At 59.4% G+C, this 12,034-nt stretch carries 11 protein-coding genes; 5 read left to right on the top strand and 6 right to left on the bottom strand.

Annotation, left to right across the window (positions count from 1 at the left end; genetic code table 11):
- Nucleotides 1-146: 146 nt before the first annotated feature.
- A complete protein-coding gene (locus ACSOSP_RS39360) occupies nt 147-1,118 on the bottom strand; it encodes a GlxA family transcriptional regulator (protein ID WP_455314410.1) in 972 nt (323 codons plus the stop codon).
- A 298-nt stretch (nt 1,119-1,416) separates the two neighbouring features.
- Between ACSOSP_RS39360 and ACSOSP_RS39355 the strand changes: the two genes are divergently transcribed.
- The 5 genes from ACSOSP_RS39355 (at nt 1,417) to ACSOSP_RS39335 (ending at nt 6,261) form a co-directional block, all read left to right on the top strand.
- Nucleotides 1,417-2,106 (top strand): HD domain-containing protein, encoded by a 690-nt coding sequence (locus tag ACSOSP_RS39355; protein ID WP_455314409.1) that lies wholly within the window; start codon nt 1,417-1,419, stop codon nt 2,104-2,106.
- 231 nt (nt 2,107-2,337) lie between these two features.
- A complete protein-coding gene (locus ACSOSP_RS39350; RefSeq protein WP_455314408.1) occupies nt 2,338-3,213 on the top strand; it encodes a TauD/TfdA dioxygenase family protein in 876 nt (291 codons plus the stop codon).
- 55 nt (nt 3,214-3,268) lie between these two features.
- The gene (locus tag ACSOSP_RS39345; RefSeq protein ID WP_455314407.1) at nt 3,269-4,330 is read left to right on the top strand and encodes an ABC transporter substrate-binding protein; all 1,062 of its coding nucleotides are present in this window, start codon (nt 3,269-3,271) and stop codon (nt 4,328-4,330) included.
- 204 nt (nt 4,331-4,534) lie between these two features.
- The gene (locus tag ACSOSP_RS39340; protein ID WP_455314406.1) at nt 4,535-5,365 is read left to right on the top strand and encodes an ABC transporter ATP-binding protein; all 831 of its coding nucleotides are present in this window, start codon (nt 4,535-4,537) and stop codon (nt 5,363-5,365) included.
- Entirely contained in the window at nt 5,362-6,261 is a 900-nt protein-coding gene (locus ACSOSP_RS39335; RefSeq protein WP_455314405.1) for an ABC transporter permease, read from the top strand. The genes ACSOSP_RS39340 and ACSOSP_RS39335 overlap by 4 nt, the downstream gene beginning before the upstream one ends.
- A 167-nt stretch (nt 6,262-6,428) precedes the next feature.
- On the opposite strand, the gene ACSOSP_RS39330 is transcribed toward ACSOSP_RS39335, so the two are convergent.
- From ACSOSP_RS39330 to ACSOSP_RS39310, 5 genes are all read right to left on the bottom strand, one after another.
- On the bottom strand, nt 6,429-7,838 hold the full coding sequence (locus tag ACSOSP_RS39330) for an OprD family outer membrane porin (protein ID WP_455314404.1): 1,410 nt from the start codon (nt 7,836-7,838) through the stop codon (nt 6,429-6,431).
- 277 nt (nt 7,839-8,115) lie between these two features.
- Nucleotides 8,116-9,099, bottom strand: a complete 984-nt coding sequence (gene oppF / locus ACSOSP_RS39325; RefSeq protein ID WP_455314403.1) for a murein tripeptide/oligopeptide ABC transporter ATP binding protein OppF — start codon at nt 9,097-9,099, stop codon at nt 8,116-8,118.
- Nucleotides 9,092-10,090, bottom strand: a complete 999-nt coding sequence (locus ACSOSP_RS39320; protein WP_455314402.1) for an ABC transporter ATP-binding protein — start codon at nt 10,088-10,090, stop codon at nt 9,092-9,094. The genes oppF and ACSOSP_RS39320 overlap by 8 nt, the downstream gene beginning before the upstream one ends.
- Before the next feature lie 5 nt (nt 10,091-10,095).
- Nucleotides 10,096-10,998, bottom strand: coding sequence for an ABC transporter permease subunit (locus ACSOSP_RS39315; RefSeq protein ID WP_455314401.1), 903 nt, complete (start codon nt 10,996-10,998; stop codon nt 10,096-10,098).
- Nucleotides 10,999-11,028: 30 nt separating this feature from the next.
- Nucleotides 11,029-11,949: an ABC transporter permease subunit gene (locus tag ACSOSP_RS39310; RefSeq protein ID WP_455314400.1), complete on the bottom strand. Its 921-nt coding sequence runs from the start codon at nt 11,947-11,949 to the stop codon at nt 11,029-11,031.
- Between the last annotated feature and the right edge of the window lie 85 nt (nt 11,950-12,034).

Below are 12,034 nucleotides of genomic sequence, written 5' to 3'. Positions count from 1 at the left end.
GCTCACTCGCGGATGCGCGTGTCTTGCGTGAGCATGAAGTGATCCAGCATACGATAAGCGGCAAAGCAAAACGCTCGCCCGGCTTTCGACATAGCCTCGACCGACAACCATAGCCAGCCGCGTGACGACCGTTCGTACGTTCATCGTCAAGCGTCGGCCCCGAGTTTCTGAAAGCTCAGACGATAATCATTCGGCGACACCCCCAGTCGTTGCCGGAACACAATTCGCATGCGATCCGCTGTTCCGAAACCGCATTCATAGGCGATCGTTTTCAACGGCGTCGTGCTGCTTTCCAGCGCGTTGCGCGCTGCATCGATACGCGCGCGCTCCACGAAATCATGCGGCGTCACGCTTGTCTCTTCGACGAACGCGCGCGCGAAATTGCGCTCGCTCATGCCCGCGATCTGCGCCAGCTTTTCAACCGTCATGCGTTCGCCGATGTGTTCCATCACGTAGGCCTGCACCTTGGCTGCGGGCGAGGTCTCATCGGCAGGCGCACTCAGGTACGGGCTGAATTGCGACTGGCCGCCGCGGCGCTGCGCAAAAACCACGAGCCGCTTGGCGACAGCAAGTGCGATACGCGGACCATGATCTTCGGCGACAAGCGAGAGGGCGACGTCAATCCCCGCCGTCACGCCCGCCGATGTCACCAGGTTGCCATCGCGAATATGAATACGGTCGAGCTCGACCCGGGCCAGCGGAAATTGCCGTGCGAGTTGCGGCGCATTTTGCCAGTGAGTTGTGACATGACGGCCATCGAGCAGACCGGCATGACCCAGCGCGAACGCGCCGGTGCAGATAGAACCGTAGCGCTCACAACGCGAAGCAACGTCGCGCAGCCAGGTGCTCAGGCGCAGATCGGGCACATCGGACGGCAGCCCGGGACCGCCTGCCACGAGGGCGACGTCGTAATGCTGCTGCGGCGCCTCGCACGCAATGTCCGCGAGCATCCGCGTGCCGTTCGACGCGCGCACCGGTGCGTTGTCCACGCTGACCAGCGTGATTGCGTAGCCCTCGCCGGACGCGACGAAACCGTTCGCCTCGGCGAATACGTCGAGGGGACCGGCGACGTCGAGCGCCTGCACTTGCGGAAAAATCGCGATGGCGACGCTACGCATAAGGTCATGCTCCTTTGTCGACCAGAGTTGGCGCTTCAGCGCTTACTCCGGTCCCATAGCGCTTACTCTGGTCCCGTGAAAAGGGTTGTTTTCCACGCGTTTTACGCGCTTGGCAGGAGACGCCGTGTGGTTGGCAGACTTCGACGGACCTGCCGCATTGCGGCCTCGGCCGCTCCCGGCGACACTGGCTTCGTCGTCCAGCCGCTTTCGCTTCTCCCGATGATGCGACCCAAACGGCGCATTTTAACAAGGTGTCGGCGGCATCGAGGCCAAGCCCACTATCCCAGGAGCATTGAACATGACCACCACCATTGCAGGCATCCGCATTCCCGACAGCGCCATGGCGCGCGCAGCAACCGAACTCGTTCGCGATACCGAGCCGGACCTGCTCTATAACCACTCGCGCCGCGTATTCCTGTTTGGCGCGCTGACTGGCGAGCGCCGTCAGTTGGCCTACGACGCGGAGCTGCTTTATATCGGCGCGATGTTCCATGACATGGGCCTGATCGATGCGTACAGCAGCGCGACCGAGCGCTTCGAAGTGGACGGCGCCAACGCCGCGCGCGACTTCCTCAAGGGTTATGGCATTAACGAGTACGACATAGAACAGGTTTGGGACTCAATCGCCTTGCACACGACGCCGGGGATTCCGCAGCACAAGAAACCGGTGGTCGCGCTGGTCACAGCAGGCGTGGAGATGGACGTGCTCGGACTCGCGTACGATCAATTCACCGACTCACAGCGCAAGCAAGTCATCGCCGTGCATCCGCGTGAGGTGAATTTCAAGGAAGGGATCATCGACGCATTCGCTCACGGCACGATCAAGAAGCCTGAGACCACGTTCGGCAACGTGAAGGCCGATGTGCTTGCGCTGAAGGACCCCACGTACAAGCGTTTGAACTTCTGCAGCCTGATCCTGGGGTCGTCGTGGAACGACAGCGCCACCGGATGCGCTCACTGCAGCGATCCAGCGCATAATCATCAATGATCCAACGGGCCTCAAGCTCCGGGAATAAAGCCGCTCCTCTTCTACTGGAGCGGCTCGTTTATCGTTAAAACAGATAAGCGTATGGGATTTGGTTCGTTGACCTGGTTCGCTGGGGATTTTAGATTCGCTGTCTGACCTGGACAACCTGGACTTTTGTGGCGTACGTTGTCAGTGCTTCAGCGACGCTTCGCCTCAATTGTTCCCGCCCCGAATTGAATTAACGAGTCCCGCGTGACGACCTTATCCCCACACCAGACGATTGAGATCACCCCATTTGCAGGTGCGCCGCTGGGCGCTGAAGTAACCGGTCTCGACCTGAGCCAGCCGCTTGCCGACGATGATTTCAAGCGCATCCATCGCGCTCACCTGGACCATCATGTGGTCGTGTTCCGCGACCAGCGCATCACGCCCGACCAGCAAATCAGCTTCAGCCGCCGTTTCGGTCCGCTGCAAATCCACGTGCTCCACCAGTTCCAGTTGACGGGCCATCCGGAAGTGCTGATCGTCTCCAACGTCATGGAAAACGGCAAGCCGATTGGTCTCGGCGACGCAGGGCATTTCTGGCATCCGGACCTGTCGTACAAGGAAACACCGAGCCTCGGTTCCTTGCTGCACGCACAGGAATTGCCCGCTGAAGGCGGCGACACGCTGTTCGCCAACATGCATCTGGCGTGGGATACGCTGCCGCAAGCGCTGCGCGACGCGGTGAAGGGACGCTCCGCCGAGCACACGTATCTTGCGAAATACGCCGAGTTGCAAAAGCGCAGCCCATGGCGCCCCAACCTCTCCGCCGAGCAGATCGCGCAGGTGAAACCGGTCGTGCATCCCATCGTGCGCACGCATCCGGAAACCGGCCGCAAGGCGCTCTTCGTCAGCGAGCATTTCACCACGCGCGTGATCGGCCTGCCGGAAGACGAGAGCCGCGACCTGCTGCGAGCGCTCTTCGAACATAGCGTTCGCGACGAGCATATCTACCGGCACGTATGGCGCGAGCACGACCTTGTGTTCTGGGACAACCGCTCCCTCATGCATCTCGCAGCGGGTACGCCCGATCATCTGCGCAGAAAGATGTATCGAACGACGATCGAAGGCGATACGCCGTTCTGAGCGTCCACACGCCCTGCTTCGAATTCAATTCCAAAAACACTTCTTCGGACTTTCGATGCCGCTTTCTTTATTCTCCCGGCGGGAACCTGGGGGTTCCCGCTCGTCGCTGCGCTCGCTTACTGCAGCGTTTGTGTCGTTCTCCGTCGCCATCTCTTCGCTTGCCGCAGCCACGCCCGCACGCGCCGAGGGCACAATCCGCATCGCGGAGCAGTTCGGCGTCGTGTATCTGCTGCTGAACGTCGCGCGTGACCAGAAACTGATCGAACAGGAAGGCAAGAAAGCCGGCGTCGATATCAAGGTGGACTGGCTGAAGTTATCCGGCGGTGCGGCGATTAACGACGCCCTGTTGTCCAGTTCCATCGATATCGCGGCTGCGGGCGTGGGTCCGCTGATGACGATCTGGGATCGCACGCACGGCAAGCAGAACGTGAAGGGCGTAGCCTCGCTTGGCAACCTGCCGTACTACCTGGTATCGAATAATCCAAACGTGAAAACTATCGCGGATTTCACGGAGAAGGACCGCATTGCGTTGCCCGCGGTGTCCGTTTCCGTGCAATCGCGCGTGCTGCAGTATGCCGCAGCAAAGCGCTGGGGCGACAAGGACTACGATCGCCTGGACAAGCTGACCCAAGCGGTGCCGCACCCCGATGCCGCTGCCGCGATCATTGCCGGTGGGACGGAAATCACCGGGCACTTCGGCAATCCGCCGTTCCAGGAACAGGAACTGGCGGGCAATCCGAAAGCGCATATCGTGCTGAATTCCTACGATGTCCTCGGCGGCCCAAGCTCGGCCACCGTGCTTTACGCGACCGAGAAATTCCACGATAACAATCCTAAGACGTATAAGGCATTCATCGCTGCAATGGCCGATGCCGCGCGCTTCGTATCGGCGAATCCGGAAGCGGCGGCCGATACCTACATTCGTGTAAACAATGCGAGGATCGACCGCGATCTGCTGATCAGCATCATCAAGAACCCGGCCACGCAGTTCAAGATCACGCCGCAAAATACGCTTGGGCTTGCTCAGTTCATGTATCGCGTCGGCGCGATCAAGAATGAACCCAAGTCATGGCAGGACTATTTCTTCGCAGATCCGGCGCTCGGCAACGGAAGCTGAACTTAGCTTGCGTCATGGCCACGTTTTGACAAACGCCCGCGCCGCCTGCGGGCGTTTTTTCGACTAGCGCTCGAACATTCAATAGCGGCACTGGAGCGGCAAAACCGTCGCTTATGCGTCGGCGTGTTTTGAATATGCGCAATGATTGGTTCACGCGCGCGAGGCGCCCCGCTAAGGTCGTGGTTTATGCCTATATGCACAGTCATGGCCGCCAATCCTACCGCTCTGTATCCGCCTCTTGTCCCCAGTGATTCACCGGTGACGAGCGCCAAGCTTCTCACCGTCGATAAAGTCAGCCTCGAGTACCGTACCCGCGAGCGCATCGTACGCGCGACGCATGAAGTCAGCTTCGACGTTTATGGCGGCGACCGCTTCGTGCTGCTCGGCCCCTCGGGTTGCGGCAAGTCGACGTTACTGAAAGCCGTAGCGGGTTTCGTCGAACCAACCGCGGGCAGCATCCGTATCGATGACAAACCGGTACGCGGTCCCGGCACCGATCGCATTGTCGTGTTCCAGGAATTCGATCAGTTGCCGCCGTGGAAAACCGTGCTGCAAAACGTGGCCTTTCCATTGCGCGTCGGGAAGAAGCTGAGCCGCGCGGAAGCCCGTGAACGAGCGCTGCATTTCCTCGATAAAGTCGGCCTCGCCGCTTTCGCCGACGCCTACCCCCACACTCTTTCCGGTGGCATGAAACAGCGCGTGGCGATCGCTCGCGCACTGGCGATGCAACCCCGCGTGCTGCTGATGGACGAACCGTTCGCCGCGCTCGACGCACTCACGCGCCGCAAGATGCAGGAGGAACTGCTGCGCTTGTGGGACGAGGCGAGCTTCACGCTGCTGTTCGTCACGCACTCGATCGAGGAAGCTTTGATTGTGGGCAACCGCATCTTGCTGCTGACGCCACATCCCGGCCGGGTTCGAGCCGAGTTGAACAGCCATCAATTCACCAAGGACAGCTCGGGACGCAGCGACTTTCAGCAGAGTGTTGCGCGCATTCATCGGCTGCTGTTTGAAGACACGGAGGCCGTTCAATGAGCACGCCGACTATCCCCTCTTTCGAACCTGTCACGCTCGTACCGCCGGTTCGCGAAGAATACGAACGCATTCCTGAACCGCTGCGGGATGTCGCGGTTGAGGCGCCGTTACCGTTCGGCAAGCGGCTGTCCAATCAGACGTGGCTACGCAAAACGTTGATCGCGCTAGTCCTGATCGGGATATGGGAAGTGGCTGCGAGAGCTGTCGGCAATGACCTCCTGTTGCCGACCTTCACCGATACATTGAAAGCTTTCATACAAGGCATCTGGTCGGGCGAGTTGATCGCCAAGACGGCCATCTCCCTGTCCGTTCTGTTAAGAGGTTATGTGATCGGCGTGGTGCTGGCGTTCGTGCTGACGTCGCTTGCCGTGTCGACGCGTTTTGGCCGCGATCTGCTGTCCATGCTGACCGCCATGTTCAACCCTTTGCCATCGATCGCGCTGCTGCCGCTCGCATTGTTATGGTTCGGCCTGGGGACGGGGAGCCTGCTGTTCGTGCTCGTGCATTCGGTGTTGTGGCCGCTCGCGCTGAACACGTATTCCGGCTTTCAATCAGTACCGGAAACGCTGCGCATGACCGGCCGCAACTATGGGCTGAAGGGGCTTCGGCATGTGTTGCTGATCCTGGTGCCCGCCGCCTTGCCTTCGATCCTTGCCGGGCTTCGTGTGGGCTGGGCATTTGCATGGCGAACGCTGATCGCGGCGGAACTGGTGTTCGGCGCCAGCTCCGGGAATGGCGGCCTCGGCTGGTACATCTTTCAGAACCGTAACGAGCTCTATACCGATCGCGTATTCGCGGGATTGGCGGCGGTTATCGTGATCGGCCTGGTGGTCGAGCATCTCGTCTTCGATACCTTCGAACGGCTTACGGTGCGTCGTTGGGGCGTGCAACGCTAAAGGGCCTTGGCCGGAGTCACGGCGCAAAAAAAGCTCGCCAGGCTAACCTGGCGAGCGCAACGCGTGATCCCTTATCGACTGGGTTCCATGCCGGTGAGCCGCGCCCATCACGCTGCTCACCGCATCCCTTCCACCGTTTAATGGCCGTCGCTTTTCCTGGTAGAAATTTAAAACACATTAACCGGCACGTTGACCATCAAACGATAAACGTCACTACTGGAATCCGAATAGTATTTGCTGCCGTGATGGTGCATGTAATAGAACTTTGCACTCGTCCCCTTCAGTTTTCCAGAACCGAACGTATATGACGGAATGAAGCCGAACTCATAGTGAGTGCCGTGAACGGGCTCGCCATTTTTCCAGTACAGATCATGCAGTGCAGCCGATGAATCGGCGTACCGATTCGCCATGTCCAAAGCATCCGCGCCCCAACCATACGCGGTCCACAACGTCATTTTCAAACCCGGAACACCATAATCCTTCATGTTGACCGTGTAGCTAAGCGACAAGGACTTCTCGTGCGGCGCGTTGTAGTCGACGTCCAGTGAATTCGCCAGATAATCACCTGCCGATTGCCCGACATAATCGAAGAACTGATTGCTCGCGATCTGCTGGAATCCCACCGCTACCGTGTGTGCGTTGTGCGTGCCGGAGAACAGCAAGCTATACGCGTGGTTATTGATGGAGCCTTCGCGACTCTGCCCAACGTCATGCGTGTAGTAATAAATCAGACCGCCCGTCCAGCGAATCTGCGACGGATCGCCAATACTGCGCGAGAGCGACAGATAATATTGATCCCACACATTTTCCGCGCGACTTCCGTATAACGACACGGCCGTATCGTCATTGGGCGTGTAGTCGCCGCCCACGAACGTGAAGCGGCTGAAGTGCGTCCCGCCGTACTCGGTCGACAGCGACGAGACGCTGGTCTGGCCGCGCGCCAGCACCGCGTCAACGCTACCCGCCTTGAGCGTCAGGTTCTTGATCTCGTCGCTCGCGAGGGAAACGCCCCGGTACGTTGGTGGCAGTGCGCGGTTATCGTGGGGAACGAGAAAGGGGTTATCGAATAATTGTTGACCATATTTAACAACCGTATTCGATACCCGCGCTTTCACGTCCCACACACCCGGATACGTCCAGGCAAGCTGATTCTGTCCGCTTTGCCCATCGTGATTCAAATGCACGCGGTTACCGGCGCCTTGTCCGCCGTTCAGCTTGAACGCGCTGAACAACGAAGCGTCTAAACCGACACCGAATAATCCGCGTGTATACCCCGATTCAAATACCGCCTGGTTACCAAGGACCGAAGCGTCCTTATCCTTGATGCCCTCCCCCTGAAGATGTTCGGTATAACTGCGAAATAAAAGATTAAAATGTGAATCTTCGATAAACCCTTTCGACTTCAACTGATTACTAATCGGCGCATCCGCTTCGGAATTCGGCGGAGAACTCGGTGGCGCCTCGGTATGCCGTGTCGCGACATCATCATCGTCATCGGCAAAAGCGGGAATGGACGGGGATATCAAACCAGTGAAAACAATTAGAGATAGAGCGAGTGAGCGCGTTTGTTGTTTCATGTGCTTGTCTCTTAATTCTTATAGCAGCGAGTGAAGAGGCCAGTGGTCGTTCTCATATGATTTCAGCGCAAGCGAACAAGCTCACGCCGGGCTTGGAACGACTCGCCGGAGGGTTGTGACTGCAGGAACTACGGGAACTACAGGGACTACGAAAGCTTCACGATTGGCCGAACGACTCCCCGGCCCTCGTTAAAAACGGGGACCATTGGCTTTGCCGGGGATTGTCGAAACGGTCGTTAAATCAGGCGCTTATTCTTCATTAGGCAAATCAGGCAAATCAGGCGAGTAAGCAGGCGGCCGCAACTCCATGTTCAAGCGTGCGCAGCGGCGGCACGTCGACAGCACAACGCGCCTGCGCTATGGGGCAACGAGTATGAAAGACACAACCCGTTGGCGGATTGATCGGACTGGGAATATCACTGGACAGGATCTGCACGACCTTCGTGCGTTCGATGGCCGGATTAGGCACCGGCACCGCGGAAAGCAGCGCGCGCGTGTACGGATGCCGGGGGCGTGCGTACAGCGAGTGTTTGTCGGCGAGCTCCATGACGTGACCGAGGTACATCACCATCACGCGGTCGGAGATGTGCTTGACCACGGCCAGATCGTGCGCAATGAAGATCAGCGCGAGCTTCATTTCCTGCTGCAACGACTTGAGCAGGTTGACGATCTGCGCCTGGATGGAGACATCGAGCGCAGACACGGGTTCGTCGCAGACAATCAGCTTCGGCTCCACGATCAACGCACGCGCAATCCCGATACGCTGGCACTGCCCGCCTGAAAATTCGTGCGCATAGCGGTTGATCATCTGCTCGCGCAAGCCGACCTTCCCCATCATTGCGCGCACCCGCTGGTTCATCTCATCCTTCGACATGCCCGGACGATGTTCACGCAACGGTTCCGCGATGATCTGCCCGACCGTCATGCGTGGATCGAGCGAAGCAAGGGGGTCCTGGAAAATCATCTGGATATCGCGCCGCACGCCGTGCCACTCTTTCGCCGTTGCGCCGCTGAGATCCTTGCCCATCCACACGATTTCGCCGTGCGTAGCGGGAATGAGGTTGAGGATGGCGCGTGACAAGGTTGATTTGCCGCAACCCGACTCACCCACCACGCCGAGCGTCTCGCCGGCCTTGAGGTCGAAGCTCACGCCGTCCACCGCCTTCAGCGTGCGCGACGGCGCCCACGGCAGCTTGCTCTTCGCCTTGACGTTGAAATGAACCTGGACATCGCGTACTGACAGGATGGTTTGCTCAGACATGGGCCACCTCGTGCAACGACTTCATCTGCTCGACCGGCCGATTACAGGCGCGCAGCCAGGTTGTGTCGCCGCCAAACGGTTCGAGCGGCGGGACTGCTTCCGCACAACGCTCACTTGCGTCGACGCAGCGTTCCTGGAACGGACAACCCGATGGCGGATGCGCCATGTTCGGTGGATTGCCGGGAATGCCGACAAGCGGCGCATCGCTTTGATCGAGCCTCGGCAGTGCGCGCAGCAAACCGATCGTATAGGGATGCGAAGGACGGGCGAACAGGTTGTCCGCGTTGCACTGTTCCATGACACGGCCGCCGTACATCACCATCACTTGCTCGCACAAACCGGCGACCACGCCGAGATCGTGCGTGATCAGCACGATCGCCGTGCCGAAGTCGTTTTGCAGGTTGCGCAGCAACTGAAGTATCTGCGCCTGGACGGTGACGTCGAGCGCGGTGGTGGGCTCGTCGGCGAATAGCACTTGCGGTTCGCACAGCAGCGCCATGGCGATCATCACGCGCTGGCGCATGCCGCCGGACAGTTCATGCGGGTATTGATCGATACGATGTGCGGCTTCGGGAATGCGCACCGCTTCCAGCATCTCGATCGAGCGTTTCTTCGCCGCCCGGCGCGTCATGTTCTTATGGAGCTCAAGCACTTCCGTCATCTGGCGTTCGATGCTCAGATACGGATTGAGCGATGTCATGGGATCCTGGAAAATCATGGAAAGCCGATTGCCGCGAATGCGGTTCAGCTTTTTCGCCGGCATGGTCAGCAGATTCTCACCCTGATAAATCGCGCTGCCTTTTGCGCGGCCGTTGCTCGCAAGCAGCCCGAGCATGGCGAGCACGCTCTGGCTTTTGCCCGACCCCGATTCGCCGACAATGCCCAGCGTGCTGCCTTCTTCCAGGTCGAAACTCACGCCGTTGACTGCGCGGACCACGGCGTCAGGCGAGTCGAACGCGACTTCCAGATTACTTACCTTGAGCAGGGACATGGTGCTTACCGATCCTTCGGGTCGAGCGCGTCGCGCAGACCATCGCCGACAAAGTTGATGCAATACAGCGTCACCGACAACAACGCTGCCGGGAACAGGAGAATCCAGGGCGCCGTTTCCATGACACCAACACCGTCCTGGATCAGCACGCCCCAACTGGTCATGGGCTCCTGTACGCCGAGTCCAAGAAACGATAGCACGGACTCCGTAAGAATAACGCCAGGAACCGTAACCGTTGTGTAAATTGCCACAATGCCGAGCAGGTTCGGAACAATGTGACGCAAGATGATGCCGGTGGTGGAAACACCGATAGCACGCGCTGCTTCAATGTATTCCTTGGAGCGGATGGCGAGCGTCTGGCCACGTACCACGCGCGCCATGTCCATCCATGAGAAAACGGTGATGGTCAGCACCACGAGGTAGAACTCGCGGCCGAGCAACGTGACCATCAGGATGGCGATCAGCAGGTACGGGATGGCGTACATCATGTCGACAATACGCATCATCGCGTTGTCCACGCGGCCGCCCACAAAGCCTGCGATCGCGCCCCACACAATGCCGAGCGTCACCGACGTCAGCGTGGCGAGCCCGCCGATCATCAGCGAGACGCGCCCGCCAATCAGGCAGCGCACGAGCAGGTCGCGGCCGGTATCGTCCGTGCCGAACAGATGCCAGTTGGCAAACGTTGGCGTGGAACTCATCATGTTCCAGTCGGTGGAATCGAAGGCGTTAGGCAGCAGCATCGGGCCGATGGCGCAGGCCAGCGTGATCAGCAGCAGGATCACGAGACTCGCTACAGCGGCCTTGTTGCGCGCGAAGCGCATACGGGCGTCCTGCCATGGGCTGCGCCCTTCCACCGGCACGGCCAGCACGCTCTCGAGCGCGGGGACGAGCGTTCCTTGTTTCATTGCGGACCTCATGCTGGTTGACTCATTATTTCAGTAGCGGATTTTCGGATCGAGCCACGCATACGCGAGATCGACCAGCAGATTGAGCAGCACCGCGACCACCGTCACCAGCACGACCAGTCCCAGCACGAGCGTGTAATCGCGGTTGGCCGCGCCGTTCACGATCAGCTTGCCGATGCCCGGCAACGAGAAGACCGACTCGGTGACGACCGCCGCCGTGATCGAGCCGATCGCAAGCGGACCGATCACCGAGACCACGGGGATCAGGGTGGGCCGAAGTGCATGGCGCAGCACGACCGTCCAGCGCGACAGGCCCTTGGCGTAGGCTGTTCGAATGTAGTTGGTGTTCATCACTTCGATCAGGCTGCCCCGTGTCACGCGCCCCACGGTCGCCACGTTGATGATGGTGAGCAGCGCAACCGGCAGCACCATGTAGCGCACATGAAAGCCGTTCCAGCCGCCGGCCGGCAGCCACTTCAGCAGGATTGCAAATACGAGGATCAGGACCGGTCCGATCACGAAAGAAGGGAACGCGCTGCCCGCATTGCCGATGATCATCAGCAGGTAATCCGCCGGGCTGTTGCGATAGAGCGCCGCGACAATACCAAGCACGACACCGAGCACAATGGCGAGCACCATGGATACGCCACCGATAGTCAATGACACCGGCAACGCACGCAGCACGAGGTCATTGACGCTCCAGTCGGCGTACCGGAACGATGCGCCCAGGTCGCCGTGCAAGAGGCTGTTGAGATACAGCAGATACTGCTTCCACAGCGGTTCGCCGAGATGGTATTTCGCCTGCAGGTTGGCGAGCACCTCGGCGGACACCTTGCGTTCACCGTCGAACGGACCGCCCGGCGTAGCGTGCAGCAGCAGATAGCACACCGTGATGACAATCAGCAGCGTAGGCACCGTCAACAGCACGCGCCTCAACGTATAAGACCACATTGAACATCTCTCCTCGCGAGCCGCGACTTAGCGTGTCACGGCAACCGCCTCATGCTGTTTGCTGGATAATATTGCGGATCTGTCG

The sequence above is a fragment of the Caballeronia sp. KNU42 genome, assembly GCF_053760385.1.
The sequence above is the reverse complement of the archived record's forward strand: the minus strand, read 5'-3'. Positions and strand labels throughout refer to the sequence as shown.

Excerpts from the sequence above, each read along its gene's own strand:
- ACSOSP_RS39330 (WP_455314404.1), bottom strand. The coding sequence starts at position 7,838 with ATGAAACAACAAACGCGCTCACTCGCTCTATCTCTAATTGTTTTCACT.
- ACSOSP_RS39345 (WP_455314407.1), top strand. The coding sequence starts at position 3,269 with ATGCCGCTTTCTTTATTCTCCCGGCGGGAACCTGGGGGTTCCCGCTCG.
- ACSOSP_RS39315 (WP_455314401.1), bottom strand. The coding sequence starts at position 10,998 with ATGAAACAAGGAACGCTCGTCCCCGCGCTCGAGAGCGTGCTGGCCGTG.
- ACSOSP_RS39335 (WP_455314405.1), top strand. The coding sequence starts at position 5,362 with ATGAGCACGCCGACTATCCCCTCTTTCGAACCTGTCACGCTCGTACCG.
- ACSOSP_RS39310 (WP_455314400.1), bottom strand. The coding sequence starts at position 11,949 with ATGTGGTCTTATACGTTGAGGCGCGTGCTGTTGACGGTGCCTACGCTG.
- oppF (WP_455314403.1), bottom strand. The coding sequence starts at position 9,099 with ATGTCTGAGCAAACCATCCTGTCAGTACGCGATGTCCAGGTTCATTTC.
- ACSOSP_RS39320 (WP_455314402.1), bottom strand. The coding sequence starts at position 10,090 with ATGTCCCTGCTCAAGGTAAGTAATCTGGAAGTCGCGTTCGACTCGCCT.
- ACSOSP_RS39355 (WP_455314409.1), top strand. The coding sequence starts at position 1,417 with ATGACCACCACCATTGCAGGCATCCGCATTCCCGACAGCGCCATGGCG.
- ACSOSP_RS39360 (WP_455314410.1), bottom strand. The coding sequence starts at position 1,118 with ATGCGTAGCGTCGCCATCGCGATTTTTCCGCAAGTGCAGGCGCTCGAC.
- ACSOSP_RS39340 (WP_455314406.1), top strand. The coding sequence starts at position 4,535 with ATGGCCGCCAATCCTACCGCTCTGTATCCGCCTCTTGTCCCCAGTGAT.